Genomic DNA, 26,969 nt, shown 5'->3' on the forward strand with positions numbered 1-26,969 from the left:
AGGAGGGCAGCCCCGGGACATCAGACAGAAGCACATGCTCAACCACTGTCTACGCTATACGGACCACGACGAACCGCAGCTGTGCCGGTTGAGGGTAATCTAATCGTTTCGCTAAAACGTCTGTTTCACGTGAAACAATACCCGCCAACCGGCTCGTAGCTTGTAAAACCACGACGAACGACGAGCTTGCAGGTGGGAACTACGAGAATCCCTACGCCACCGCGTCCGTTTCACGTGAAACCGTACTTAGCAGCCAGCGTGTGGCTGGCTGTAACCACGACGAACCACGAACCTCCACGTTAGAATCACGAGAATCCCAACGCCACCGCGTCCGTTTCATGTGAAACCATCCTCGCGGACCAGATTGTGGCTGCAGGGCGAGGTCAAATCTGACGCTCCGACTACGATTCTCAGCACCGATTGGCTGAATCTGATGATGGTGTTTCACATGAAACCACAGGCATTTCGTTCCAACGAATTCTCACCGGATGGTCATTCTCAGAACGCACGTCATCGCAACAGTAGGTGTCCGTCGCTAACTACCGTGCGAAAGTTCCAGAATTTCCTGGTTTCGCGTGAAACATACTCATCCCCTGAAGTGCGATTGGCCGGTCTGCGAATGGACAAGAGACGGCGCCGCGCCGAACTTGGCTCGAGCCGGTCTGTGCTTGCGTAGGGGCCAGCCGATAGTCGTTCTGCGAGCGATCTGTGATCGGCATTGCGGGGAGCCCTAGTTGTCCATTCCTTCAACGGTCATGCAACTTGGCGAATCACGCGACGGCAGCGACAACGAAACGGCGCTGTCACGGGGAAATGATGCTGGAGCACCGTCGAATCGCAGACTGCACAACCGTTCACCTAACGATTGTTGGCCTGACGCTATCTGAACTGTCCGGCAGCGCGGCCGCTGAACAACGGGTGCAACGGGGACGCGGTACTCAGAAGGCGCGATAGAGGTGACTGTCCCCCGGGTGCGGCAAAGACACCTGCCGAGAAGCCGGGTGCCGTTCCGTTTCACGTGAAACCCATCAAATAAGGGCCGATCACCCACGGAGATCAGCCGTTCCATGGAGTTCAGCCATTCCACCGAGCCTGCAGACCGCAGCCACGACGAACGGAATCGTCTGGGGACGTCGTACCAGCAACGGTTCAGACACATTCGACGAACGGGCGAAGGAGAGCTTCTGGATATACCCGACGACGACTTCAACCCCGAACTGACGGCAACCGAACACGAACTCATTGATTGAACAGTATCGTTTCACTCACGAATCGCACCAAGGCCCCGCTAGCTGTACTGCCCAGCGACGTTGGTTAAGCGGCTGATGGGTGGCTGGTTCCCGATGGCGGTGTGGGGCCGATGATGATTGTACTCATGGATCCATGCCGGTAGGGCCTCGCGGCGCGCGGTCTCGCTGCCATAGAGCCTGGCGTAGGCCCATCCGTCGTTCAAGGTCCGGTGGAAGCGCTCGATTTTGCCGTTGGTCTGGGGCCGGTAGGGCCGGGTCCGCTTGTGCTTGATGCCCAGGTCGGTGCAGGCATCACGCCAGGCGTGCGAGCGATAGGCGGAGCCGTTATCGCTCAAAACGCGCTCCACCTCCACGTCCCGGGCCGCGAACCAGGCCACGGCCCGCTCGAGCACGGCGATGGCCGTGAGGGCCTTCTCGTCGTTGTGGATCTCCGCGTAGGCGATCCTTGAGTGGTCATCGATCACGGTGTGCACGAACGCGGTACCCAGCCTCGGATGCCCGCTGGAAGTGCGCTGGCCGGTGCGGTTCGCCGTCGCCCGTGAGTTCTGTTCCCCGGCCTGCCGGCCCAGGAACCGATGTCCGCCGCCATCGGGGACATTGCCGAACTTGGTGACGTCCACGTGGATCATCGCCCCGGGATACGAGTGTTCATAGCGGCGGATCGGCTCGCCGGTGATCCTGTCGATGTAGCGCAGCCGGTTGATCCGGCACCGCACCAGCACCGCATGCACCGTCGAGGCGGCCAGGCCCAGGTGGAAGGCGATCTGGACCGGGCCCATGCGCTTGCGCCAGCGCAAGGCCACGATCTTCTTCACCATGGCCTGCGGGGTGCGGTTCGGGCTCGAGCGTGGCCGGCTGGGCTTGTCGGCCATGCCGTCCTCACCGTGGGCGCGGTAACGGTCCGCCCATCGTTTGGCCGTGGGCCAGGAGACCATGTACTGCTTCGCCGCGGTGGAGACACTCCAGCCCTCGTCGACGATGAGACGGGCAATCTTCAGACGTGCTTTTGGGGTCAATGCTGCATTAGCGTGGGACACGAAGGCCTCCTGTTTGTGAAGCGGTTTCTTAGACAGCTCCACTCCACATCAGGGGGCCTTCGTCATCCCATCAATTCAGATCGTGTCGTCGCAAGAATTCAACCAACCTGCCTGGGCAGTACAGCTAGCGGGCCAATCGACCTCTGCTTGCTGATGTTTCACGTGAAACCAGCGGGAATGGCGCCATTCAAACCGTCCAGCTTGCGAAGGATTCGCCTATCCACACGGGGAAATCAGCTCAACTCAGTCAGCTCTGGGTGCTCCGACTGATGTGACTCGTTCACAACAGGGCGGATGCACGATCGCATGCCCACAACCAGCGGAGGGGGCAACGAGAAGGTCAGCGGAGAAGAGAACGGGCGACTACTCGGTGGACTTCACGCCAAGCAGCGACAGGATTCGATCGAGATCCTCCTGGTTGGCGAACTCGACGCTCAGCTTGCCCTTGCGCTTGCCGACCGTGATGTTGACCTTCGTGTCGAGACGGTCGCCGAGTCGTTCGGCGACCTCGATGAACTCAGGCGCGACTCGTGACGTTGCACGTGAAACATTCACGGAGTCCCCACGATTGAGGAGGACGACGGCTTCCTCGGACGCCCGAACGGACAGTCCCTCTGCGACGATGCGCTGCGCGAGGACTTCCATCTGCTCGGGATCCTTGAGCCCGAGAATCGCCCGAGCGTGGCCGGCGGAGATCACGCCGGCCGCCACGCGACGCTGAACGAGCGGGGGCAGACGAAGCAGACGCAGGGTGTTGGAGATCTGCGGACGCGACCGACCGATACGCTCCGACAGCTCCTCCTGGGTGCAGTTGAAGTCCTCGAGCAGCTGTCCATAAGCTGCAGCCTCTTCAAGCGGATTGAGTTCAGCGCGATGGAGGTTCTCAAGCAGGGCATCACGGAGCAGATCGGTGTCATCGACGAAACGGACGATCGCGGGAATCGTGGCGAGGCCGGCTTCCTTCGTCGCTCGCAGGCGACGCTCACCCATGATGAGCTCGTAACGCTCGTCAGCGCCCGGCTTGCGTCGGACGACAACCGGCTGGAGAACGCCGATCTCACGGATGCTGTGAACGAGTTCAGCGAGTTGATCCTCATCGAAGACCGTCCTCGGCTGACGAGGGTTCGGGTCGATGAGTTCAACCTCGATCTCGCCGAACGCGGTGTCGGGGATCGAATCCATACCGGGTCCGTCGTCGAACTCGGGGCCGTCGTTCGAGGAGCCACCCGTGGAGTTCACTACTTCAGTAGTGTCAGTGGCTTCGACCTGCTTCTCACTCTGGTCAATGGTCTCATCCACCGGTTCGGTGGCGTCCACATCGGCGTCGTCATCGTCGAGCGAACCGCCCTTCGAGGTGTAGACCCCGGGGTGCTGCTCACGGACATCATCAGCCGTCTCAACGTCGTCGATCGACCGAGAATCGCCGATGGACGCAGAGCTCTCAACCGACGCAGAACTCGCGCTCGAACCGGCAACATCGTCAGGCGCGACCGACGGTACAGTCGTCTGCTCGTCGACTACAGCCGATTCATCGTTTGCGGAGTCGGAGACAGGAGCAGGCTTGACCGCGGTCCGCTTGTCCGCGGACGCCGGCACCTTGCTGGTCGCGGTCTTCGGAGTGGCAGTCTTCGCAGTGCCGGTCTTGGCGCCCGATGATTTCGCTGTCGACGCCTTTCGGGTCGACGACTTGGCCGAAGAGGACTTCGCCGTCGACTCGGTCTTCGCTCCGCCCGTCTTCGCACCGCTCGACTTCGACGCCGACTTCGCTGCACCTGATTTCGCAGAGGTGCCGACCGTGGCGCCCGTGCCCGATTCGGCCGCAGTCCCAGCTTTCGCAGCGCCCTTCGCCGCGCTCGTTGTGGCCGCAGACGCCTTGGTGCCGCCCTTCCGGGATCCACCCGCGGAAGAGGTCTCCGTGGCGTCCGCCTTCGGCTTGCGACGACGTGACGACTGCATCGACGCCGCAGGGTCGGTCCGCCGGGTCCGGGTCGACTTCGAGTCCTCGGCCGGGGCTGAACCGCGCGACTGCTCCTCGGCACTGCCGCCGGAGAAGAAGACATCGACGGGACGATCACTCGTCGCAGCGTCGGGGATGAGCGCGCCGAGACCCCGTCCCAACCCGCGCTTCTTGCGTTCAGCCACGTTCCACTCCTCGGTTCGCGATCTCTTCAGCAGCTTCCAGGTAGGACAGAGCGCCGCTGGAATGGGGATCATAGGTGATGACAGTCTGACCGTAGCTCGGTGCCTCAGAGATCCGCACAGACCGCGGAATCGCCGTGCCGAGCACCTGCTCCGGGAAGTGGGTCCGCACATCCTCGGCCACCTGGGCGCTGAGGTTCGTGCGACCGTCGTACATCGTCAACAGGATCGTCGAGACCGACAGCTGCGGATTGAGATGCTTCTGGATGAGCTGGATGTTCTTGAGCAGCTGGCTCAGCCCCTCGAGCGCGTAGTACTCGCACTGGATGGGGATGAGAACCTCACGGGCCGAGACGAAGGCATTGACGGTGAGCAGTCCGAGGCTCGGCGGGCAGTCGATGATGACGTAGTCGACCCGATCACCGGCAGCCGCCCGCTCCTCGAGGTAGAGACCGAGCGAACGCTGCAGACGCTGCTCACGGGCGACGAGGGACACGAGTTCGATCTCCGCGCCGGCGAGATCGATCGTCGCCGGCACACAGACGAGAGTGTCGAAGTCCGGCGCCTGCGCGACGGCGTCGCGCATCGGCACATCATCGATGAGCACATCGTAGATGCTCGTGACATCGGAGTAGTGATCGATGCCGAGCGCCGTGCTCGCGTTGCCCTGCGGATCGATGTCGATGACGAGGACGTTGAGGTTCTGCTTCGCGAGCGCTCCGGCGATATTCACCGCCGTCGTCGTCTTCCCCACACCGCCCTTCTGATTGGCGATCGTGAAGATGCGAGTGGAATCCGGCTTGGGAAAACTGACCTGCGCAAGGCGGTCGGCACGACGATTGTCGCGAGCGATCGCGGCACCTATCGGAGACGACTCGTCCATGATCGGCATTCGGCGCACTCCATCATCCATCGGGTTCACAAAGCTACTGACAGCCTAGACCACATTTGGTTCGTTCTATTTCTTCGCTATTTCCACGACACGACTGGGAACCTCGAGGATTCCGCCGTCCACGACGTGGATCGTCGGCTGCCCGAAGCGGTAGCGCTTGAGCAGCTTCTTCGCTTTGACGAGCTCACCCTCGACCGACTCACCCTTAAGCGCGAGGATCCGGCCCTCGGGCCCGATGACGTCGTGCGTCCACTCGACGAGTGTCGTCATCGCCTTGACGGCCCGCGCAGTGACGACGCTGAACATCTCCTCGTCGACGAGGTCCTCGACTCGGGCCCTGACGATCCGGACGTTGCTCAGACCGAGATCGTCGACGACCATCTTCAGCCACTCGACTCGGCGCTCCATGGGCTCGATGAGCACGACCTTCGCCTCCGGGCGCATGAGCGCGATCGGAATCCCGGGCAGTCCGGCTCCGCTGCCCACATCCCCGACGACGTCGTCGGAGGACACGAATTCAGCGACGACCGCACAGTTGAGGATGTGCCGCGTCCACAGTCGGTCGATCTCCCGCGGTCCGATGAGACCCCACTCGATGCCCGTGGTCGCCAGATGCTCCGCGTAGCGCTGGGCCAGCGGGAACGCCTCACCGAAGTACTCCTCGGTTCCCGCCGGGGGAACCTCGAGCGCGGAGAGATCAGTCATCTGCGGGGCGGACGACGACGTGGCGGCCCTCGCCTTCGCCTTCGGATTCCGACACCAGACCGGCCTTGGCGACCTGGTCGTGGATGATCTTGCGCTCGAAGCTGTTCATCGCCTTGAACGCGAACTCCTCGCCGGACTCCTTGACCTGTTCGATCGCGGCCTCGGCCTTGTCGATGAGCTCATCACGGCGGTTCGACCGGTAGCCGTCGATGTCGAGCATGAGCCATGAACGCTGACCCGTGCTCGTCTGCACAGCGAGTCGGCAGAGCTCCTGCAGAGCGCCGAGCGTCTTGCCGTCGCGACCCACGAGAGTGCGCAGGTTCGAGTCGTCCTCGTCCTCGCACACGATGGACAGCTGCGCACGCCCGTCGGCGACATCGATGTCGATGTCACCGTCGATGTCGGCGATGTCCATGAGCTCTTCGAGATAATCCGCCGCGATCTCGCCCTCTTCCTCGAGGAGCTCGGCACGGGTGGGCTTCGCAGCCTTGTCGTCGATGACTTCTTCTGACATGTCCTACCTCAGCGCTTCTTGTTCTTCTTGCGGTTCTTACTCACAGGCTGCTGACGCTGCCCGGACGACTTCGGAGCCTCCTCGGCAGGGACAGCGGCGCCTTTGACCTCTGCCTGCGGAACGGTCTTGCCCTTGCGCGCCTTGCGCTCGAGCATCTCCTTCTCCGCCTTCGACCCCGGTGCGGGCATGTTCCTGATGACCATGTGCTGCTGGACCATCGTCCACGTGTTCGACACGAGCCAGTAGAAGAGCACACCGAGCGGGAAGTAGATGCCGCCGATGCCGAAGACCACCGGCATGATGTAGAGGAGCATCTTCTGCGACTGCATCATCGGGTTGGCCATCGCGGCCTCCGACATGTTCTTCGCCATCATCTGCTTCTGCGTGATGAACATCGTCGCAGCCATGATGATGATGAGGACCGCGGTGAGCACCTTGACGGTGATGCCCGGATCCATGAAGGTCGCCGACAGCGAGACGCCGAAGACGGAGGACTCCTCGGCCTGCTGTGCGAGCTCCTGGGTGAGACCGCCGATCGCGTCGATGCGGCCTTCGGCCACGGCCTGCATGTTGTGGATGACGCGGAAGAGCGAGAAGAAGATCGGCATCTGCACGAGCAGCGGCAGACACGACGCCCACGGGCTCGTCTTGTTGTCGCGGAAGAGGCTCATCTGCTCTTCGGCCATGGCCTGGCGGGAGTACTGGTCCTTCTTGCCCTTGTACTTCGCCTGCAGCCGCTGGATCTCGGGCTGGAGGAGCTGCATCTTGCGCTGGGCGCGGATCTGGTAGACGAAGAGCGGAATGAGGAGAGCACGGATGACGACGGTGAGGCCGGCGATCGAGAGGACCCACGTCCAGCCGTTCGCGGCGGGGAGTCCGAGTGCGGTGAAGATGTCGTGGAAGATCGCGAGGATCCATGCCACTACCCACTGCAGGGGGTAGAGCAAGCTGTCGATCCAGTCCATTCAGTTCTCCTCGTTACAACGACTCGTGCGCGTCGTTCATTGTGCCATTGTTGTCAGTCGGTCGCGACATGGGCGCGGACCGGTGCGTCCCGCGCGGGACGGGCGATCACGAGCGCTCCTGCCCGTGTCCGGAGCCGGTGGTCCTCATCGCCGCAGACCGAGCTTCGCGAGCGGAGCCGGGAACGTGATCGACCCCGCCGTGGGAGAACGGATTGCACCGCAGTATCCGCCATCCAGTTAACACCATTCCCTTGAGAACTCCGTGTATCTCGAAGGCCTCGAGCCCGTACATCGAGCAGCTCGGATAGTACCGGCAGACTTGTCCGTAGAGCGGGGAGACGACGATCCGATACGCCCGGATGAACCAGACGAAGGGCATCCGGGGCGCGATGCGCAGGAACCACCACACCCCCGGCCAGAATCCGGCCGGGCGGCGCGGCACCTCCGACTCATGTCTGAGGTCGTGTTCGGCGTCCACGATTCTGCTGCTTCTTCCGGGCCTTCTCGATGAGCACGCCCACTTCGGTCTCGAGGTCGGCGAAGGCCGCCTCGGTGGCATTGGGCAGTGCTCGGATGACGAACAGGCTGCCGGTCTCCATCTCCGCCAGCCTCGGGTGCATGATCTCCCGCAGCCGGCGCTTCACCTTGTTGCGCTTGACCGCGTTGCCGACGGCCTTGGATACGATGAAACCCACGCGCGGGGCGTGGGAATCATCTGCCTCTGACAGGCTGTGCGCCATGAGGTGGTCCGAGCGCACCCGAACGCCGGCTCTGAAGACTCGTCTGAAGTCCTCGCCGCGCCGGAGCCGGTGCGCATCCGGGATCAAAGGTCAGGCCGAGACTTCGGAACGTCCCTTGCGACGACGCGAAGCCAGGATGGCGCGACCGGCACGGGTCCGCATGCGCAGGCGGAAGCCGTGCTTCTTGGCACGCTTGCGGTTGTTCGGCTGGAAAGTACGCTTGCTCACTTGAGGTCTCCGATTTCTGGGTTGCGGGTGAACGCCTGACGCGTTCTCACAAAAAACGGCGGTGCGAGTCTCGACCGCCGAGCACTCCTGTGCATAAGAGCTAGAACAGAATCGGATGCAGCCCGGTACACAGGACACTCCATCTTAGCCAAGGCCGGAGAGGCCGGTCAAACCGGCCGATCATGTTTCACGTCACCGTCTCGGCCCATTCACTCACGTTCATCTCCGCGTCGACTGCCGTCTTCCACAAGTCACAATCATGTAGTTTTCCACACGCTTATCCACCCGTGTGGAGGATTGCCCGGTCGACTCGTCAGTCCTCCACAAACTGTGGAAAACTGTGTGGAAGTCATGCACAGGTGTGGACTGTGGGACGACCGCGAACGACAACAGAGAGGATCGACGGTGTCGAATTCCAAGAACGAGCTCATCAGCCAATGGCGAACGGTGGTCTCCAACCTGGATCAGGACGCCGACCTCACGAAGCATCAGAAGAGCTTCCTCTACCTCGCGCTGCCCAAGGCGATCGTCGACAATGCCCTCGTCCTCCTCGCCGTCCGCGACGAGCATTCCCGACGCACCATCGAGACCCGCCTCCGAGAACCTCTGACCAGGGAATTCTCTCGGGTCATCGGCTTCGACGTGACCTTCGGGTTCGTCGTCGATCCCGAACTCGACGTCCCGATCCGCTTCGAGGAGCTCATCGACGAGACCGACTACGTCGCCTCCGCGCCGACCACCGGCACGACGCCGGCCGGCCAGGGATCGACGACCGCCTCGGCACCCGCCGGCCAGACCGCCACGGCTCCTGCTCACGAGCACTCCGCCCCGGCCCCGGTGGAGACTCCGGTGGCCGAGCCCGCCCCGACCCCGGCGGACCGACCCGAGACCGCCACCCCCCGCCCGGAGACCGCGGCCCCTCTCCCCGAGGCGGCGCCGGGCGTGACGGGGATGCGGGAAGCGGAGATCGCCGAGGCGACCGCTGCCCCGGCTCCGCCCGTCGACGTTCCCGGCGTCGCCCAGCTCAACCCGAAGTACACGTTCGACACCTTCGTCATCGGCGCCTCGAACCGCTTCGCCCACGCCGCCGCCTTCGCCGTCGCCGAGGCACCGGCGAAGGCGTACAACCCGCTCTTCATCTACGGGGACTCGGGACTCGGCAAGACCCATCTCCTCCACGCGATCGGGTTCTACGCGACGCAGCTCTTCCCCGAGATCCGCGTCAAGTACGTGTCGAGCGAAGAGTTCGTCAACGACTTCATCAACACGATCGGCTCATCACGGACGTCGAACGCGCTCCGTCCCGCCTTCCAGCGGCGGTACCGCGAGGTCGACATCCTCATGATCGACGACATCCAGTTCCTCCAGGGCAAGGACGCCACCGTCGAGGAGTTCTTCCACACCTTCAACGCCCTGCACAACGAGGCCAAGCAGGTCGTCATCACCTCCGACCAGCCGCCGAAGATGCTCAAGGGCTTCGAGGAGCGGCTGCGCTCTCGCTTCGAATGGGGCCTGCTCACCGACGTCCAGCCCCCGGACATGGAGACCCGCTTCGCGATCCTGCGGCGCAAGGCCGCCGGCGAGCAGCTCGACGTCCCCGACGAGGTGCTCGAGTACATCGCCTCCCGGGTCTCGTCGAACATCCGCGAACTCGAGGGCGCCCTCATCCGCGTCACCGCCTTCGCCAACCTCAATGATCAGCAGGTCGACGTCTCGCTCGCCGAAACGGTGCTCAAGGACTTCATCACCCAGGACGACACCCCGGCGATCACCGCTGCCGACATCATGGGCCAGACGGCCGCCTACTTCAGCCTCACCCTCGACGACCTCTGCGGCACCTCGCGCTCCCGGACGCTGACGACGGCGCGGCAGATCGCGATGTACCTGTGCCGGGAGCTCACGGATCTGTCGCTGCCGAAGATCGGCCAGGCCTTCGGCGGCCGCGACCACACGACGGTCATGCATGCGAACAAGAAGATTCGAACGCAGATGGCCGAGCGACGGGCCGTCTACACCCAGGTCACCGAACTCACAAACCGCATCAAACAACAGCACCGCCTATAGAAGACGCTATGCACACCTGTGGATAAGTCTGGGGACAATCCGATCACAATGGGGATAACCCTGGGGACGAAGGCCGTCGAGCACGTGGACCGCTGTGAACTACACGCCTGTGCTTACCCAGGCCTCCCCGTCCGGTCATCCTGCGGTGCACAGGCGATCCACACCCTCGCCGAGGCGGCGATCCCCTGATCTCCGGCACCTCCCCGACCGTCGTCCACAGATTCCACAGGTGCTGATACTTCTGCTGTATCAACTCAAGGGGATAGGAGGGCGGACGCCATCGACTGCGCTCGGCGGACGGCTCGGCTACCGTGCGGTCACTCCGGAGGCTGAGGACTATTCGAACATCGCCTCGGCGATGATTCTCGGATCCGAGATCCGCGGTGGTGAGCACCGCCTCGGCGATCGTCCGGGCAGCCGTGACGACCACGCTCGGGTATCGGATCATCGGTTAGGCTGTGTACAGTTTTCCGAGCACCGTCAAGCCACAGTCGCGAGCACATCGGGTGATTTCCCGAAGGAGTGAAGTGAACGCCGAAGCAACCCCTCTGAAGTTCAAAGTCAATCGTGACGTCCTCGCCGACGCCGTGACCTGGGCGACCAAGACCCTCCCCAATCGGCCCTCCGCTCCCGTCCTCACCGGCATCCTCATCACCGCCGAGACCGGCGGCACGGTGCGCCTGGCCGTCTTCGACTACGAAGTCTCCTCCCGGGTCGAGATCTCCGCCGACGTCGTCTCCCCGGGCACCGTGCTCGTCTCCGGTCGACTCCTCGCCGACATCTCCAAGGCGCTGCCCAACCAGGAGGTCACCCTCGAACAGGTCGGGTCGAAGGTCGACGTCACGTGCGGTTCCTCGCGCTTCTCGCTGATGACGATGCCCGTGGCCGAATACCCGTCGCTGCCGCAGGTCCCCGACGATTCGGGCACCGTCTCCGCCGGGGAGTTCCAGAACGCCGTCTCGCAGGTCACGATCGCCACGTCGAAGGACGACACCCTGCCGATCCTCACCAGCGTCCGCGTCGAGATCGAAGGCGAGAAGGTCACCCTGCTGGCCACCGACCGCTACCGCCTCGCCGTCCGCGAATTCACGTGGAACCCGGGTCGCCCCGACGTCTCCGCGGTCGCCCTGCTGCGCGGCCGCACGCTCTCCGATGTCTCGAAGTCCCTCGGCGGGGATGTCACGATCGGCCTGAGCACGGATGCCGGCAAGGACCTCATCTCCTTCACCTCGGCGGGACGGGTGACGACCTCGCTGCTCGTCGAGGGCGAGTACCCGAAGGTCCGCTCGCTCTTCCCCGACTCCGTGCCGATCCACGCGATCGTCGAGACCGCGGTGCTGCGCGAAGCCGTGCGTCGCGTCTCCCTCGTCGCCGAGCGCAACACTCCGCTGCGCTTCGAGGTCAGTGACGGCATGCTCACCCTCCACGCCGGCACCGGCGACGACGCACAGGCCTCCGAGGCCGTCGAAGCCGTGCTCCAGGGCGAGCCGATCACCGTGGGCTTCAACCCGCACTACATCGCCGAGGGACTCGCGGCGATCGAGAGCCCCTACGTCAACTTCTCCTTCACCCAGCCGATGAAGCCCGTCATCATCTCCGGGCAGAAGGACCTCGACTCGTCGGCCGATGAGTCGTATCGCTACCTGCTCATGCCCACGCGCATCTGAATGTGGATATCCCGACTCTCGCTGCGTAACTACCGGTCGTATCCCGAGCTCGACCTCGAGTTCGGGCCCGGAGTCACCACCTTCGTCGCCGACAACGGCACCGGCAAGACGAACATCGTCGAGGCGATCGGGTATCTCGCGCATCTGCGCTCCCACCGGGTGGCGTTCGACGCCCCACTCGTCCACGAGGAGGCGAGCTCGGCCACCGTCTCCGCCCTCGTCAACCGCGGGACGCGGCATGCCGCCGTCGAAGTCTCCATCCAGGCCAAAGGCGCCAACCGCGCCCGGGTCAACCGCTCACCCGTGAGGATCAGGGAGATCCTCGGACTCGTCTCCGCCGTCGTCTTCGCTCCCGAGGACCTCGCCCTCGTGCGCGGCGAACCGGCCGAGCGGCGGTCGTGGATCGACACCCTCGTCGTCGCCCGCAATCCGCGCTTCGCCTCGGTGATCACGGACTTCGAGCGTGCCCTCAAGCAGCGCAACGCCCTCCTCAAGCGCCTCCGCGAGGACCGCGATCCCGGACTCGAGGCGACCCTCGACATCTGGAACATGGCCTACGCCGAGGCGGCCGCCGAACTCGTCTTCGGCCGGCAGAGGGTGCTCGCCGACATCGTCGACCCGCTCAAGGAGAACTTCGCCTACATCGCCGCCGACGCCCGCCTGGAGAGGCAGGGAGTGAGCGCGACCTACGACTCGCGCATCGACTACTCGCAGACCACCTCGGCGAGCGAGGCCCGCGAACTCCTCCTCGGCGCCCTCGAGCGGCGCCGGACGACGGAGATCGACCGCGGAGTCACCCTCCACGGCCCCGGACGCGACGACCTCTCCCTGATGATCGGCTCGCACCCGGCGAAAGGGTACGCCTCCCACGGTGAGACGTGGTCGCTCGCCCTGGCGATGCAGCTCGCCGGCTGGGATCTCCTCAGCGCGGACGCGGGATCGACCGCCGAACAGCCGATCCTCGTCCTCGACGACGTCTTCGCCGAACTCGACACCGGGCGACGCAACCGGCTGGCGGCACGGATCACCGCGGCCGAGCAGGTCCTCGTCACCGCCGCCGTCGACGCCGACCTGCCCGCGGGTCTCGATGGCGCGCGGATCGATCAGTCGACAATGCTCCGGACCGACGGCCCGGATGAGGAGCCCGCCTCATGAGCGGCATTCAACGCGACGAGGCGACCCCGGTCGCCGCCCTCGAAGCCCTCGACCGGGTGCGGCGGATGGAGGCGACCGAGGCGCGATTCGTCCGCAGTCGCCGCCGCTCCCGCATCCGCGCGGAGGTCACGTACACCTCGGCGGGCAAGGACCGACGCGATCCCACGGCGATCTCCTCGGTCCTCGGCGGACTCATCAGTTCCCGCGGCTGGTCGTCGTCGATCGACATCGGCAAGGTGCTCGGGCGCTGGCCCGACCTCGTCGGCGAACAGGTCGCCCGCCACTGCACTCCCGTCGACTTCTCTCCGCCGCTGCTCGTCATCGCCGCGGACTCGACGACCTGGGCCACGCAGCTGCGGGTGCTGCGTCCGACGATCCTTCGGGCCCTCGAGGCGGGACTGGGATCCTCGACGATCACCGAACTCGAGATCCGCGGGCCGGCCGGGCGGACCTTCAAGAAGGGCCGCCGCAGCGTGCGCGGACGCGGTCCGCGCGACACCTTCGGATAGAGGGAGATCGGCGATGTCGGCAGAATCAGCAGAAGGCCTGTAGCGGCGATAATCGGACCCGTCTGCGTCCGGGGGTACGTCTGCCGGGTCGAAAATCCCGATATGGACGTTTCTGTGCCGCTTGCGGGCATTTGTCAGCCGTGCGCGGTAGAATAGTGAGCTGATAACGTCCATTTGCACGAGGAGTCACATGACGACCGAGGAACAGCCCCATTACGACGCCGGGGACATCACGGTACTTGAAGGTCTCGAAGCGGTCCGCAAACGCCCTGGCATGTACATCGGGTCGACCTCGGAGCGCGGACTCCACCACCTCGTGCAGGAGATCGTCGACAACTCCGTCGACGAGGCGATGGCCGGATACGCCGACGACATCGACGTGACGATCCTCGCCGACGGCGGAGTGCGCGTGGCCGACAACGGCCGCGGAATGCCGGTGGCGATGCACCCGACCGAGCACAAGCCCACCGTCGAGGTCATCCTCACGATCCTCCACGCCGGCGGCAAGTTCGGCGGTGGCGGCTACGCGGTCGCCGGCGGCCTCCACGGCGTCGGCTCGACCGTCGTCAACGCGCTCTCCGAGCGCCTCGACGTCGAGGTCCTCCGCGACGGCTACCACTGGACGATGGACTTCCGCCGGGGCGTGCCCACCGGTGAGCTGCAGCGCGGGGAGCCGACGGACAGGACCGGCACGATCGTCACCTTCTGGCCCGATGCGGAGATCTTCGAGACCACCGACTTCTCCTACGAGTACCTGCGCGCGCGGTTCCAGCAGATGGCCTTCCTCAACAAGGGTCTGAAGATCAGGCTCATCGACGAGCGCCACGCCCAGGTCGACGACGACAATGTCCAGATCGACGAGGACGAAGAGGCCGACGCAAAGCCGCGCGAGGTCACGTACCAGTACGATCACGGGCTGCTCGACTACGTCGAATACCTCAACTCGGCGAAGAAGGTCGATCTCATCAACCCCGACATCATCGTCTTCGAAGCCGAGGAGACCTCCGAGACGCTCTCCCTGGAGATCGCGATGCAGTGGACGACGGCCTTCAGCGAGTCGGTCCACACGTATGCCAACGTCATCAACACGCATGAGGGCGGCACCCACGAGGAGGGCTTCCGCACCGCGCTGACCTCGCTCATCAACGGCTACGCCCGCGAGCAGAAGCTGCTGCGGGAGAAGGACCCCAACCTCACCGGCGATGACATCCGCGAAGGCCTCACCGCCGTGATCTCCGTCAAGGTCGGCGACCCGCAGTTCGAGGGACAGACGAAGACGAAGCTCGGCAACTCCGAGGTCAAGGGCTTCGTCCAGCGCGTCGTCCGCGACGAGCTCGGACACTGGCTCGAGTCGAACCCCGCCCAGGCCAAGGACGTCGTGCGCAAGGCGCTGCAGGCCTCGCAGGCCCGACTCGCCGCGCGCAAGGCCCGTGAGGCGACCCGGCGCAAGGGCCTCCTCGAGTCCTCGGGCATGCCCGGCAAGCTCAAGGACTGCCAGTCGAAGGACCCGAACATCTCCGAGGTCTTCATCGTCGAGGGCGACTCTGCCGGCGGTTCGGCCGTGCAGGGACGCAACCCGTTCACGCAGGCGATCCTGCCGCTGCGCGGCAAGATCCTCAACGTCGAGAAGGCCAGGCTCGACCGGGCACTCGGCAACAACGAGGTCCAGGCGATGATCACCGCCTTCGGCACCGGCATCGGCGAGGAGTTCGACCTCGACAAGCTCCGGTACCACAAGATCATCCTCATGGCCGACGCCGACGTCGACGGCCAGCACATCACGACGCTGCTGCTCACCCTGATCTTCCGGTACATGAAGCCGCTCATCGAACACGGCTACGTCTACCTCGCGATGCCGCCGCTCTACAAGATCAAGTGGTCGAACGCGCCCTACCAGTTCGCCTACACGGACAAGGAGCGCGACGCGCTGCTGGCCACCGGCAAGGCCGAGGGCAAGCGGCTGCCCAAGGAACAGGCGATCCAGCGCTACAAGGGCCTCGGCGAGATGAACTACGAAGAGCTGTGGGAGACGACGATGGATCCCGACACGCGTCTGCTCCGGCAGGTCACCCTCGACGACGGGATCGTCGCCGACGAGATCTTCACCGTCCTCATGGGCGACGACGTCGACTCACGTCGCCGCTTCATCCAGGAGAACGCGAAGGACGTCCGCTTCCTCGACATCTGAGCCGGCATGCGGATCCGGATGCCCCACCTCGGCGCCGGATCCGCACTCCTGCCACGCACATTCCATCCGCCGCCGTTCGCCACGGACCCCGCGCCTTCACGGGCGGGAGCGCTGCTCCCGCTGAGGGAGAGGGCACCGAGGCCAGAAGAACGGTCACGACACAAGGGAAGAGCCCACATTGGCTGACGATTTTGAAACCCCCACCGAGATCAACCGCGTCGAACAGGTCGATCTCAACCTCGAGATGCAGAAGTCGTACCTCGACTATGCGATGAGCGTCATCGTCGGGCGCGCGCTGCCCGACGTCAGCGACGGACTCAAGCCCGTCCACCGCCGCGTCCTCTACGCGATGTACGACGGCGGGTACCGCCCCGACCGCAACTTCTCCAAGTGCGCCCGCGTCGTCGGCGACGTCATGGGCCAGTACCACCCGCACGGCGACTCCGCGATCTACGACGCCCTCGTCCGCCTCGTCCAGCCGTGGACGATGCGCTACCCGCTCATCGCCGGACAGGGCAATTTCGGCTCACCCGGCGACGACGGGGCCGCAGCACCGCGGTACACGGAGTGCAAGCTCGCGCCGCTGGCCATGGAGATGGTCCGCGACATCGACGAGGACACCGTCGACTTCCAGCCGAACTACGACGGCCGCAGCCTCGAGCCCGTCGTCCTGCCCTCCCGGTTCCCCAACCTGCTCGCCAACGGCTCGGCGGGCATCGCGGTGGGCATGGCGACGAACATCCCGCCGCACAACCTCCGCGAGCTCGCCGCCGGCGCCCAGTGGCTCCTCTCCCACCCCGAGGCGACGAAGGAGGAGGCGCTCGAAGCCCTCCTCGGCATCGTCAAGGGTCCCGACTTCCCGCTCGGGGCGACGATCCTCGGCCACAAGGGCATCGAGGACGCCTACCGGACCGGCCGCGGATCGATCACCCAGCGCGCCGTCGTCGAGGTCGAGGAGATCCAGGGCCGCACGTGCCTCGTCGTCACCGAGCTGCCCTACATGGTCAACCCCGACACGCTCGCGGCGAAGATCGCCTCGTACGTCAAGGACGGCAAGGTCGCCGGCATCGCCGACCTCCGCGACGAGTCCTCGGGCCGCACCGGCCAGCGCCTCGTCATCGTCCTCAAGCGCGACGCCGTCGCGAAGGTCGTGCTCAACAACCTCTACAAGCACACCTCGCTGCAGGAGAACTTCTCCGCGAACATGCTCGCGCTCGTCGACAACGTGCCGCGCACCCTCTCGCTCGACTCGTTCCTGCGCCTGTGGGTCAAGCACCAGATCGAGGTCATCGTCCGCCGGACGAAGTTCCGCCTCCGCAAGGCCGAGGAGCGCGCCCACATCCTGCGCGGCTACCTCAAGGCCCTCGACGCCCTCGACGAGGTCATCGCCCTGATCCGCCGCTCCCCGTCCTCGGACGAGGCGCGGACCGGGCTGATGGAGCTCCTCGAGGTCGACGAACTCCAGGCCAACGCGATCCTCGACCTCCAGCTGCGTCGCCTCGCGGCCCTCGAGCGGCTGAAGATCCAGGAGGAGTCGGAGAAGATCGAGGCCCTCATCGCCGAGTACAACCACATCCTCGAAACGCCTGCGCGCCAGCGTGAGATCGTCTCCGAGGAGCTCGACGAGGTCGTCGACCGGTTCGGCGACGACCGCCGCACGAAGATCCTCGCCGGGTTCGACGGCGACGTGTCGATGGAGGACCTCATCCCCGAGGAGGAGGTCGTCGTGACGATCACGCGCGGCGGCTACGCCAAGCGCACCCAGTCGACCCTCTACCGCGCCCAGCATCGCGGGGGCAAGGGCATCAAGGGCGCTCAGCTGCGCGGCGACGACGTCGTCGAGCAGTTCTTCGTCACCTCGACGCACAACTGGCTCCTCTTCTTCACGAACACCGGCCGCGTCTACCGCGCGAAAGCCTATGAGATCCCTGAGGGTTCCCGGGACTCCAAGGGACAGCACGTTGCGAATCTCCTGGCACTTCAGCCGGGTGAGACGATCGCGAAGGTGCTCTCGATCCGCGACTACGACGAAGCCGAGTTCCTCGTCCTCGCGACGAAGTCCGGTGTCGTCAAGAAGACCCGCCTGAGCGAGTACGACTCGAACCGCACCGGCGGCGTCATCGCCATCAACCTGCGCGAATACAAGGGGGAGCCGGACGAACTCGTCTCCGCACGCATCGTCGGATCCGAGGACCACCTCCTCATGATCTCCCGCAAGGGCATGTCGATCCGCTTCGCAGCCGACGACGACTCGATCCGGCCGCTCGGCCGCGTCACCGGCGGTGTCACCGGCATGAAGTTCAAGGACGACGAGCTGCTCACCATGGACGTCGTCCAGCCGGGCACGTACGTCTTCGTCGTCACCGAGGGCGGCTACGCCAAGCGCACCCCGGTCGACGAGTACCGCGTCCAGGGCCGCGGCGGCCTGGGAATCCGAGTTGCGAAGATCACCGAGCAGCGCGGAGACTTGGTCGGAGGCCTCATCGTCGACGAGGGAGAAGAGGTCCTCGTCGTCATGGAGCGCGGTAAGGTGGTGCGATCGAATATCGACGAGGTTCCTGCGAAGGGACGCAACACCATGGGTGTGGTGTTCGCGAAGCCGGGCAAGAATGACCGTATCATCGCAGTAACCCGTGGACCCGAAACCGCAGTGGAAGACGAAGACGACGCCGAGGTTCCGGCACTCGAGGGCGCAGCTCCTCAGGCCGCGGCACCCGAGACCGAGGGTGCCCAGCCCGAGGGTGCTGCGACCGATGGTGCCGACACCGCCGGCGCAGAACCTGAAGGTCTGGACCCCGAGACCGGCAGCGAGGATGTGGAAGAGTGAGCGACAACAAGCAGTCAGGACCCGGCAAGATCATCCGCACATCGAGCGGATCGACCCGTCTGACCGCCGGTTCCGGCAAGAGCGAGACCGCTGCGAGCTCGGGTTCGTCCGGGTCCTCCGGTTCCGGCCGCTCGGGCTCCTCGGGATCGTCGAACAGCGGGCGCGGCGGTTCTGCGCCGCGCACCGGCACCTCGGCGAAGGCGGAGAAGTCCGCTGCCCCGGCGACGGAGAAGGCCACAGTCGTCGCTCCGCCGGCCCCGAAGGCCTCGCCCAAGCCCGGCCGCGCACCGTCGACGGGATCGGCACCCACCGCCCCGGCCACCTCGGCGAGCACGCAGACCGCTGACTCCCAGTCGACCGCCTCCCAAACCGCGGGCGGGACCGGCAGCGGTCCGGCCACCTCGGTGATGGGCAACGTCGCGAACACGGTGCGCGCAAGCTCCGGCGGCGTGAAGATGGGCGTGAAGAACATGGTCGACAACGGCAAGGGGAAGAAGCGGAAGGGTCCCCGGACCGTCCGCCTCACCGTCGCCGCCGTCGACCCGTGGTCGGTCATGAAGATGTCGTTCCTCATGTCCGTGGCCATCGGCATCGCGACGATCGTCGCGTTCGTCGTCCTCTGGATCGTCCTCCAGGCCACCGGCGTGATGAGCGGCCTGGAGGCGACGATGACCGAGCTCGCCGGCGCGGAGTCGGCTGAGCGGATCGTCGGCATCTTCGGCTTCGGCCGGGTCGTCGCCGCGGGCTTCATCATCGCGGTCATCAACATCGTCCTCATGACTGCGCTCTCGACGCTGGCGGCCTTCGTCTACAACATCGGCTCCCTCATCGCCGGAGGCTTCCACCTGACGCTCACCGACGACTGAGCTGAGTCTCAAATGACCGGTCTGAACTGACCGGTCCGGCAGCACAGGATCCGCGCGCCGGCACGCTGTGAGGCGTGTCACGGCGCGCGGATTTGTGCAGGGGATGCGCCGTTCGGTATATTTTTACTTCGGGTTCACCCCGAAAAGGGCCTATAGCTCAGGCGGTTAGAGCGCTTCGCTGATAACGAAGAGGTCCCTGGTTCAAGTCCAGGTAGGCCCACTTCCTTTCGAGGAGGATCATGAAGAAGTGGATTCTCTCCGGTCTCACCCTTGTGGGGCTGGGGGTGTTCTTCCGGTGGCGGCACACGAATCAGCGTGCCCAGGCCGAATGGTCAAAGCACACCGACTCGGTGTAGGGTGATAACCCACCTGGGGGTATGGCGCAATTGGTAGCGCATCTGCTTTGCAAGCAGAGGGTTAGGGGTTCGAGTCCCCTTACCTCCACTCGAGAGCAATTGAGACAGCACTCGCAGGCGTTGGCCCCGGACCTCTGGTTCGGGGCCTTCGTCGTGCCCGGGATGTGTCTGCTGCCCCAGCCCTTCTCGATACTGTTGCCGTCCTCGATACTGACTGTCATCCTCGATACCGGATCCCGTTCCGCAGAGACGATTCGTCTCCTTCCGACCCGTCTCGGGCGTCACACACAGCCGGAGTGAACTAGACTGCCCAGACCAGACTGCCCCGAACGGCGGACCATCCAGAGCTCAACGACGGAAGCGAGGAGGGCATGGAACGTGTGACCGGTATCGGTGGGGTCTTCTTTCGCGCTGAGCGGCCCGATGAGCTGACCGCCTGGTACGAACGGCATCTGGGAGTCGAGGCACCTCCCGAGACCTACGACACGCCCTCGTGGTGGCAGCAGTCCGGCCCGACCGTGTTCGCGGCCATGCCCGCGGACTCGGAGCATTTCGGTGGACCGGCCAAGACCTGGTCGGTGAACTTCCGCGTCGCCGACCTCGACCTGATGGTTTCGCAGCTGCGGCAGGCCGGGATCGCGGTGGACGTCGATCCGGAGACCTATCCCAACGGCAGGTTCGCGATCCTCACCGACCCGGAAGACAACGTCATCCAGCTCTGGGAACCGGCTGGCGCCGACGCATCCGGGGTGGCGACGGATCCGGAGTGAGGTCCCAGCCCAGGTTGCGTTCGCGCGACAGGCTCACCGTCGGGTGCTGCTCGGCTCCTGTCTGTTCCCTCGGTGCTTCCCCGCCCGGCGGTACCGGATACAGCCTCCGCGGAGGCCGCACGTCGGGGACGGACACACTGTGCGGCCTCAACTCATCCGCACGAGCGCTTGATCGAGCATCCGGACAGCGATGGACACGGTGCTCCCTGCGCCGCGCGTTGAACGAGTTGCATGGCGAGTGCACTCACGTCAGCGTCGTGAGGACGCCGCCGTCGACTCGCACCGCCGCTCCGTTGATCGCTGAGGAACGACGACCGGCGAGGAAGACCACCACGTCGGCGATTTCCTCCGGGTCGATGAAGCGTCCGAGCAGCGACGTCGGGCGCACGAGGCCGGATTTCAGCTGTTCGGTCGAAATCTCCCGTTCTGCCGCGATCTCCTCGATGCGTGCGGAAACCCCGTCAGAATAGGTCGGACCACCGAGAACGGTATTCACGGTCACCGCAGTGCCCTTGGTGAGTTTCGCGAGTCCGTTGCTCAGTGCCAGCGCCGCGGCCTTGGTCGTTCCGTAGTGGATCATATCCGCGGGCACATCGACGGCCGACTCGGTTCCGATGAAGATGATTCGGCCCCAATTCCGCGTGAGCATGCCGCCGAGGAGGGCCCTCGACAGCCGCACTCCGGCCATGAGGTTGACAGTGAGATACCGCGACCACTCATCATCGTTGATCGTCGTGAAGTCGGCGACGTCGAAGATCCCGGCGTTGTTGATGAGCACGTCGACCCCGAGGTCTCGGAGCCGGTCGAGGAGCCCTGATACCTCCACGCTTACGGCCAGATCGGCCGCACACCCGCTGATCGACGCTCCGGGCACCGCAGCACGGATTCGATCGATGGCCGCGTCGACTGCCGGTTCGGTGCGTCCGTGCACAATCACCTCGGCGCCGTCAGCCGCACACCCCACAGCGATGGCATGGCCGATTCCACGAGTCGACCCACTGATGAACACAGTTTTGCCCTGCAGACTCATCGTTGCACTCCCTGCCGCTCATTTACTTTCTCAGACAAGTAAAAACTAAGCGCGAATGGTTTCCTGGTCAAGTAATCGACTACTGTGGTCGGATGACCTCCGAGGAATCCTCAGATCTGCAGCGCGGCGGTCCCCTCTCGGGGTCTCAGCTCGAGACCTGGTCGGCCCTGGCCACAGTGCTCGAATGGCTGCCGCCGGTGCTCGATGCGCAGCTGCAGGAGAACTGGGGGATCAGCCACTTCGAGTTCGGCATCCTCTTCGCCCTGTCAGAAGCCGACGGGCACACGTTGCGAATGAGTGCCTTGGCCCGGTTTGCCAACAGCACTCTTTCTCGCCTCTCCCGTGCAGTCGCACGTCTTGAGAAGCGAGGGCTGGCAATCAGGAACGCCGATCCCGACGACGGTCGGGTCACCGTTGCGCGACTGACTGAGAGCGGCCTCGACATCGTCTCCGACGCGTCTCCGGCCCACGCCGAGCTGGTCCGTCGTCTGGTCTTCGATGCGCTCAGCGACGATCAGGCGATGGCGCTCCGGGACGCCAGCCTGAGAATCGCCGATGCCATCGACGCGGGTGCCGGTTGGCGTCCGAAACAGTGAGTTCGGCTCCCGCCCGCGGTCAGCTGCCGGAGAGGATGTCCTTGACGAGCGGGACCACCGATTCCCCATAGAGGCCGATCGACGTCTGCAGCGCGGCGTGCGTGACCTCGGCCTGGTCGTACTTGAGGTCGAAGCGGTTGACGCCGAGGGCGCGCACGGTTCTCGCGATCTTCTTCGCCACGGTCTCCGGGGAGCCGACGTAGAGGGAGCCGGACTCGATCTCCGCCTCGAAGTCGCCCGGCTGCGGCGGGGGCCAGCCGCGTTCGCGGCCGATCTTCTTCCGCGACCGCAGCCAGCCCTCGGCGACGAGCTCGCGCGCCGCCTCATCGGTGTCGGCGACGAGGCCCGGCGAGTGGATGGCCACGGGCCGATGCGGCACACCGTATTCGTCCTGCGCGCGCTTGAAGAGGTCGACATAGGGGGCGAACCGCTCGGGTGCGCCGCCGATGATCGCGAGGAACAGGTTGAACCCGTACTTCGCGGTGCGCACCACCGATTCGGGGCTGCCGCCGACCCCGACCCAGGCGGGAATCGGCTTCTCCGTGGTCGGGTACGCGGACTGGTTCGACAGCGGCGCCCGCGTCGTTCCCTGCCACGTCACCGGCTGGTCCCGCAGCAGCTTCGCGAGCAGCTCGAGCTTCTCCTCGAAGAGCACCTCGTAGTCGCTGAGGTCATACCCGAAGAGCGGAAACGACTCGATGAACGAGCCGCGTCCCGCGACGATCTCGGCCCGTCCGTGCGAGACCGCATCGAGGGTCGCGAAGCGCTCGTAGACTCGCACCGGGTCATCGGAGCTGAGCACGGTGACCGTCGATCCGAGATGGATCGACTTCGTCCGCGCCGCAGCCGCCGAGAGCACCATCTCCGGACTCGAGACGGCGAAGTCGGGCCGGTGATGCTCCCCGACCCCGAAGAAGTCGAGACCCACCTCATCGGCGAGGACCACGTCGTCGACGATGTCGCGGATCGCCTGCGACTGCGTCACCGGGGAACCGTCACCGCTGATCGTCACCGCCCCGAAGGTGTCGACCCCGAACTCCACGTCCCTGCCTGCTGAGTCTGTCTGCGTCGTATCCTCAGTGTCCGTCATGATCCTGCCAACGCCGAGGCGGTGCGAAAGATTCCGTGTCAGCACCGCATGCGACGCTGGAGGCCGGAGAGGAGAACTGTGCGACAATTCTTCCTGCAGCCGGAATAAGCCCAACGACGTCGCCGTTGAGTGCTGTGTCTGCCTGAGATCCCGCCTCATCTGCGGAGACCGACCACCACGTCCGATCGGAGTCCTGACTTGTCGACCGACAAGAACACCACCCCTGCCTCAGCCTCGAGCGATGACGTCATCGATCCAGCGGGGATGCGGGTCATCTGGCTGCTTCTCGTCGCCGCCTTCGTCGCGATCCTCAACGAGACGACGATGGCGATCGCGATACCCGAACTCAACCGCTCGCTCCACATCCCGCCGGAACTCGGCCAGTGGCTGACGAGCGCGTTCATGCTCACGATGGCCGTCGTCATCCCGACGACCGGCTTCCTCCTCCAGCGCTTCACGACGCGGCAGATCTTCCTCACCGCGATGATCCTCTTCTGTCTCGGCACGCTCATCTGCCTGCTCTCGCAGGGCTTCCCGATGCTCCTGCTCGGACGCGTCGTCCAGGCCGGCGGCACGGGCATCATGATGCCGCTGCTGATGACGACGATGATGAACGTCGTCCCGCCGCATCAGCGGGGCCGCATGATGGGACGGGTCAGCCTCGTCATCTCCCTGGCTCCGGCCATCGGCCCGACGATGTCGGGCATCGTCCTCGACTCCCTCGGCTGGCGCTGGCTCTTCGGCATCGTCCTGCCGATCGGCCTCATCGCCCTCGGTCTCGGCGCGAAGTGGATGACCAACCTCGGCGAGACCACCCACGCCCCCATCGACGCCGTCTCGATCATCCTTTCGGCGTTCGCCTTCGGCGGCATCGTCTTCGGCCTCAGCCAGTTCGGCGGCGGCGAATCCGGTGCCGGCGCCTCGGCGGGCACGGGCCTGGCGTGGACGGCGATCGCCGGCGGCCTCATCTTCCTCGGCCTCTTCGTGTGGCGGCAGCTCGTCCTCATCAGAGCGGATCGGGCGCTGCTCGATCTGCGCGTGTTCACCTCGCGCAACTACGTCCTCTCGGTCATCATCATGGCCGTCGTCGCGCTCTCGATGTTCGGCACGCTCTCCCTCCTGCCGCTCTACCTGCAGAACGTCGTCGGCCTCGGTGCGACCCAGTCGGGCCTCGTCCTGCTGCCGGGGTCGATCCTCATGGGCCTCCTCGGCCCGGTGATGGGTCGGATCTACGACGCCAAGGGACCGCGGACGCTGCTCATCCCCGGCACGATCCTCATCGCCTCGGCGATGTTCGCGTACTCGAACGTCGGCATCGGCACCCCGGTGTGGGTCCTCGTCATCATCCAGATCGGCATGTCCCTCGGCCTCGCCGGATCGTTCACCCCGCTCTTCTCGGCGTCGCTGGGATCCCTCGAACGGCACCTCTACTCGCACGGATCGGCGGCGCTCAACACGCTGCAGCAGGTGGCCGGTGCGGCGGGCACCGCCCTGCTCATCTCGATCTACTCCTCGGCGCTGCACACCGGACAGGCCGCCGGTGAGAGCGTCGCCGAAGCCGGCGCCCCCGGCGCCCACAATGCGTTCCTGCTCGCGTCGATCATCGGGCTCGTCCCCGTCGTCCTCGCGTTCTTCATCCAGAAGCCCGAGGACCAGCGGGAGGTCACCCGCGACGAGGCTCCGCTCGTCGACGACAACTCGTGAGCCGGCGGCATCCGACTGCCGGCCGCTGACGTCGCGACCGTCCCCGCTCCGGTGATCTGAGCCACTAGCACACCGGCGACAGCCCTCGTCTGCCCCGAGATCTCGGGGTAGACGAGGGCTGCGGCAATTGTGTGGGATGCCCAAGTCTCAGGTGTGCGTAGACACACCGAACCCGCGTGGACGAGCCTGGAGGGCGAAGGGGAGTAGTTCCTCGCCGGCGACCACCGGCTTGAGCCCTGTCGACACACTGGCGGTCACGAGGACCGCCCGGCGCGGCACCTCGCAGGGACCTCATCGACTGAGATGGGGCGCGTGAGGCGAACGAGACCTTCGGCCGCTTGTCGCGTCCGAGGTCCTCCCCGGCTGCGGCACGTTGAAGGAGTCCACGTGCCCCCTGCACTCATCCGCCGCATCATCCTCTGCCTGCTCGTCGCCGCTCCCGCCGTCGTCGTGCGCATCGCCGGCATCGAGATCGCCCCCGTCATCGAGCTCGTCCTCTTCGGCGCCGCGATCGTCGCCGCCGCGTTCCTCCTCGCCTGGGCCGCCGAGGCCGCCCAGAAGGACATCGCCGGGGCGCTGGCGATCGCGCTCCTCGCCCTCATCGCCGTCCTCCCCGAGTACGCCGTCGACCTCTACTACGCGTACCGGTCGGGCTCGGACCCGCAGTACCTCCACTTCGCGGCCGCGAACATGACCGGGTCGAACCGCCTGCTCCTCGGCTTCGGCTGGCCGCTCGTCGTCATCATCGCCCTCCTCGTCGCCTACCGCGTCTCGAAGCGCACCGGCGGCCCGGTCAACCGCGCCCTGCAGCTGAGCGGCGAGAGCCGGATGGACATCGGCTTCCTCGTCATCCTCGCCCTCATCGCGTTCATCATCCCGCTCATCGGCAGCATCCCGCTGTGGTTCGGCATCGGCCTCATCGTCATCTTCGGGCTCTACCTGTGGCGGGCCGGCCAGGGCGCCGACACCAGCGACGAGGAGTTCGTCGGCGCCGCAGCCCTCATCGTCTCGATGCCGACGCGGGCCCGCCGGGTCACCGTCGTGGCGATGTTCATCGTCTCCGCGGCGATCATCCTCACCTCGGCTGAGCCCTTCGCCGAGGCGCTCGTGGCCTCCGGCTCGACGCTCGGCATCGACTCCTACTTCCTCGTCCAGTGGCTCGCCCCGCTCGCCTCGGAGTCACCGGAGTTCATCATCGCCGCGATGTTCGCCCTCCGCGGACTCGGCGGTGCGGCGATCGCCACGCTCATCGCCTCGAAGGTCAACCAGTGGAGCCTGCTCGTCGGCTCCCTGCCCGTCGCCCACTTCCTCGGCGGCGGCGACACGATGCTGCCCCTCGACGCCCGGCAGGTCGAGGAGTTCACGCTCACGGCCACGCAGACCATCCTCGGCGTCGCCATCATCCTGGCCCTGCGCTTCCACTGGATCCCCGCGGTCGGACTCGCCGCGCTCTTCGGCATCCAGTTCTTCGTCACCGACACGACCGGACGCTACGTGCTCTCGGCGATCCAGGTCGTCCTCGCGATCATCTTCCTCATCCTCCACCGCAGGGACATCATTCCGACCCTTGCCGCCCCGTTCCGCCGCACGACGCAGCTGACGGCGGCCGCGGCGGAGAGGACGGACCCCGCCGAGGCGGGGGCGACGACGGGACCGCGCGCGTAGGATCCCCATGCA

At 65.4% G+C, this 26,969-nt stretch carries 22 protein-coding genes and 2 tRNA genes; 13 read left to right on the forward strand and 11 right to left on the reverse strand.

The features are described 5' to 3' along the window. Positions 1–1,288: 1,288 nt before the first annotated feature. The 9 genes from ABD154_RS02930 to rpmH form a co-directional block, all read right to left on the reverse strand. Complete coding sequence (locus ABD154_RS02930; RefSeq protein WP_344250248.1) at positions 1,289–2,287, reverse strand: IS481 family transposase; 999 nt, start codon at positions 2,285–2,287, stop codon at positions 1,289–1,291. Positions 2,288–2,650: 363 nt separating this feature from the next. Continuing rightward, on the reverse strand, positions 2,651–4,429 hold the full coding sequence (locus tag ABD154_RS02935) for a ParB/RepB/Spo0J family partition protein (RefSeq protein ID WP_332839535.1): 1,779 nt from the start codon (positions 4,427–4,429) through the stop codon (positions 2,651–2,653). Next, positions 4,422–5,318 carry a ParA family protein gene (locus ABD154_RS02940; protein WP_140955427.1) on the reverse strand — a complete coding sequence of 299 codons (897 nt, stop codon included), beginning with the start codon at positions 5,316–5,318 and terminating at the stop codon, positions 4,422–4,424. Before ABD154_RS02940 ends, ABD154_RS02935 begins: the two co-directional genes overlap by 8 nt. 66 nt (positions 5,319–5,384) lie before the next feature. Beyond that, a complete protein-coding gene (rsmG, locus tag ABD154_RS02945) occupies positions 5,385–6,023 on the reverse strand; it encodes a 16S rRNA (guanine(527)-N(7))-methyltransferase RsmG (protein ID WP_198500085.1) in 639 nt (212 codons plus the stop codon). Then, on the reverse strand, positions 6,016–6,537 hold the full coding sequence (locus ABD154_RS02950) for a Jag family protein (protein ID WP_198500086.1): 522 nt from the start codon (positions 6,535–6,537) through the stop codon (positions 6,016–6,018). The genes rsmG and ABD154_RS02950 overlap by 8 nt, the downstream gene beginning before the upstream one ends. 8 nt (positions 6,538–6,545) lie before the next feature. Then, positions 6,546–7,502, reverse strand: coding sequence for a membrane protein insertase YidC (gene yidC, locus ABD154_RS02955; RefSeq protein ID WP_198500087.1), 957 nt, complete (start codon positions 7,500–7,502; stop codon positions 6,546–6,548). Between the two features lie 106 nt (positions 7,503–7,608). Further along, positions 7,609–7,980: a membrane protein insertion efficiency factor YidD gene (yidD, locus tag ABD154_RS02960; protein WP_332839536.1), complete on the reverse strand. Its 372-nt coding sequence runs from the start codon at positions 7,978–7,980 to the stop codon at positions 7,609–7,611. Further along, a complete protein-coding gene (rnpA, locus tag ABD154_RS02965) occupies positions 7,952–8,329 on the reverse strand; it encodes a ribonuclease P protein component (protein WP_198500088.1) in 378 nt (125 codons plus the stop codon). Before rnpA ends, yidD begins: the two co-directional genes overlap by 29 nt. A gap of 3 nt (positions 8,330–8,332) precedes the next feature. Beyond that, positions 8,333–8,470 (reverse strand): 50S ribosomal protein L34, encoded by a 138-nt coding sequence (gene rpmH / locus ABD154_RS02970; RefSeq protein WP_009376895.1) that lies wholly within the window; start codon positions 8,468–8,470, stop codon positions 8,333–8,335. A gap of 405 nt (positions 8,471–8,875) precedes the next feature. On the opposite strand from rpmH, the gene dnaA reads away from it, so the two are divergent. The 10 genes from dnaA (at position 8,876) to ABD154_RS03020 (ending at position 20,872) form a co-directional block, all read left to right on the forward strand. Further along, positions 8,876–10,534: a chromosomal replication initiator protein DnaA gene (dnaA, locus tag ABD154_RS02975; protein ID WP_198500089.1), complete on the forward strand. Its 1,659-nt coding sequence runs from the start codon at positions 8,876–8,878 to the stop codon at positions 10,532–10,534. Between the two features lie 527 nt (positions 10,535–11,061). After that, on the forward strand, positions 11,062–12,201 hold the full coding sequence (dnaN, locus tag ABD154_RS02980) for a DNA polymerase III subunit beta (RefSeq protein WP_171006973.1): 1,140 nt from the start codon (positions 11,062–11,064) through the stop codon (positions 12,199–12,201). Further along, complete coding sequence (gene recF, locus ABD154_RS02985; RefSeq protein WP_198500090.1) at positions 12,202–13,356, forward strand: DNA replication/repair protein RecF; 1,155 nt, start codon at positions 12,202–12,204, stop codon at positions 13,354–13,356. It abuts the gene before it with no gap. Beyond that, positions 13,353–13,865 carry a DciA family protein gene (locus tag ABD154_RS02990; RefSeq protein ID WP_198500091.1) on the forward strand — a complete coding sequence of 171 codons (513 nt, stop codon included), beginning with the start codon at positions 13,353–13,355 and terminating at the stop codon, positions 13,863–13,865. The genes recF and ABD154_RS02990 overlap by 4 nt, the downstream gene beginning before the upstream one ends. A 190-nt stretch (positions 13,866–14,055) precedes the next feature. Next, positions 14,056–16,053, forward strand: a complete 1,998-nt coding sequence (gene gyrB / locus ABD154_RS02995; protein WP_198500092.1) for a DNA topoisomerase (ATP-hydrolyzing) subunit B — start codon at positions 14,056–14,058, stop codon at positions 16,051–16,053. A 178-nt stretch (positions 16,054–16,231) separates the two neighbouring features. Beyond that, positions 16,232–18,880 carry a DNA gyrase subunit A gene (gene gyrA, locus ABD154_RS03000; RefSeq protein ID WP_211978518.1) on the forward strand — a complete coding sequence of 883 codons (2,649 nt, stop codon included), beginning with the start codon at positions 16,232–16,234 and terminating at the stop codon, positions 18,878–18,880. Beyond that, positions 18,877–19,746 (forward strand): DUF3566 domain-containing protein, encoded by an 870-nt coding sequence (locus ABD154_RS03005; protein ID WP_249120965.1) that lies wholly within the window; start codon positions 18,877–18,879, stop codon positions 19,744–19,746. The genes gyrA and ABD154_RS03005 overlap by 4 nt, the downstream gene beginning before the upstream one ends. Before the next feature lie 146 nt (positions 19,747–19,892). Next, positions 19,893–19,966 (forward strand) — tRNA-Ile (locus tag ABD154_RS03010). 151 nt (positions 19,967–20,117) lie between these two features. Continuing rightward, positions 20,118–20,190: transfer RNA gene (locus ABD154_RS03015), tRNA-Ala, on the forward strand. Between the two features lie 283 nt (positions 20,191–20,473). Beyond that, positions 20,474–20,872, forward strand: coding sequence for a VOC family protein (locus ABD154_RS03020; RefSeq protein WP_211978517.1), 399 nt, complete (start codon positions 20,474–20,476; stop codon positions 20,870–20,872). Positions 20,873–21,116: 244 nt separating this feature from the next. On the opposite strand, the gene ABD154_RS03025 is transcribed toward ABD154_RS03020, so the two are convergent. Next, positions 21,117–21,902 (reverse strand): SDR family NAD(P)-dependent oxidoreductase, encoded by a 786-nt coding sequence (locus ABD154_RS03025; protein ID WP_211978516.1) that lies wholly within the window; start codon positions 21,900–21,902, stop codon positions 21,117–21,119. A 92-nt stretch (positions 21,903–21,994) separates the two neighbouring features. On the opposite strand from ABD154_RS03025, the gene ABD154_RS03030 reads away from it, so the two are divergent. Next, a complete protein-coding gene (locus ABD154_RS03030; protein WP_211978515.1) occupies positions 21,995–22,498 on the forward strand; it encodes a MarR family winged helix-turn-helix transcriptional regulator in 504 nt (167 codons plus the stop codon). A gap of 19 nt (positions 22,499–22,517) precedes the next feature. Here ABD154_RS03030 and ABD154_RS03035 read toward each other — a convergent pair whose 3' ends face one another. Beyond that, entirely contained in the window at positions 22,518–23,588 is a 1,071-nt protein-coding gene (locus ABD154_RS03035; protein WP_211978514.1) for an Atu2307/SP_0267 family LLM class monooxygenase, read from the reverse strand. A 264-nt stretch (positions 23,589–23,852) separates the two neighbouring features. Between ABD154_RS03035 and ABD154_RS03040 the strand changes: the two genes are divergently transcribed. Next, positions 23,853–25,292, forward strand: a complete 1,440-nt coding sequence (locus tag ABD154_RS03040; RefSeq protein WP_249121096.1) for a DHA2 family efflux MFS transporter permease subunit — start codon at positions 23,853–23,855, stop codon at positions 25,290–25,292. A gap of 387 nt (positions 25,293–25,679) precedes the next feature. Next, positions 25,680–26,957, forward strand: coding sequence for a sodium:proton exchanger (locus tag ABD154_RS03045; RefSeq protein WP_249120964.1), 1,278 nt, complete (start codon positions 25,680–25,682; stop codon positions 26,955–26,957). Positions 26,958–26,969 lie beyond the last annotated feature (12 nt).

Source organism: Brevibacterium sanguinis, from assembly GCF_039528855.1.
GTDB classification, from domain to species: Bacteria; Actinomycetota; Actinomycetes; order Actinomycetales; family Brevibacteriaceae; genus Brevibacterium; species Brevibacterium sanguinis.

Bases quoted from the DNA above. Each gene is read 5' to 3' on its own strand.
- ABD154_RS03025 (WP_211978516.1), bottom strand. From the start codon at position 21,902: ATGAGTCTGCAGGGCAAAACTGTGTTCATCAGTGGGTCGACTCGTGGA.
- recF (WP_198500090.1), top strand. From the start codon at position 12,202: ATGTGGATATCCCGACTCTCGCTGCGTAACTACCGGTCGTATCCCGAG.
- ABD154_RS03040 (WP_249121096.1), top strand. From the start codon at position 23,853: ATGCGGGTCATCTGGCTGCTTCTCGTCGCCGCCTTCGTCGCGATCCTC.
- gyrB (WP_198500092.1), top strand. From the start codon at position 14,056: ATGACGACCGAGGAACAGCCCCATTACGACGCCGGGGACATCACGGTA.
- ABD154_RS03030 (WP_211978515.1), top strand. From the start codon at position 21,995: ATGACCTCCGAGGAATCCTCAGATCTGCAGCGCGGCGGTCCCCTCTCG.
- ABD154_RS03035 (WP_211978514.1), bottom strand. From the start codon at position 23,588: ATGACGGACACTGAGGATACGACGCAGACAGACTCAGCAGGCAGGGAC.
- ABD154_RS02990 (WP_198500091.1), top strand. From the start codon at position 13,353: ATGAGCGGCATTCAACGCGACGAGGCGACCCCGGTCGCCGCCCTCGAA.
- rsmG (WP_198500085.1), bottom strand. From the start codon at position 6,023: ATGACTGATCTCTCCGCGCTCGAGGTTCCCCCGGCGGGAACCGAGGAG.
- yidC (WP_198500087.1), bottom strand. From the start codon at position 7,502: ATGGACTGGATCGACAGCTTGCTCTACCCCCTGCAGTGGGTAGTGGCA.
- ABD154_RS02950 (WP_198500086.1), bottom strand. From the start codon at position 6,537: ATGTCAGAAGAAGTCATCGACGACAAGGCTGCGAAGCCCACCCGTGCC.
- ABD154_RS03020 (WP_211978517.1), top strand. From the start codon at position 20,474: ATGGAACGTGTGACCGGTATCGGTGGGGTCTTCTTTCGCGCTGAGCGG.
- ABD154_RS02940 (WP_140955427.1), bottom strand. From the start codon at position 5,318: ATGCCGATCATGGACGAGTCGTCTCCGATAGGTGCCGCGATCGCTCGC.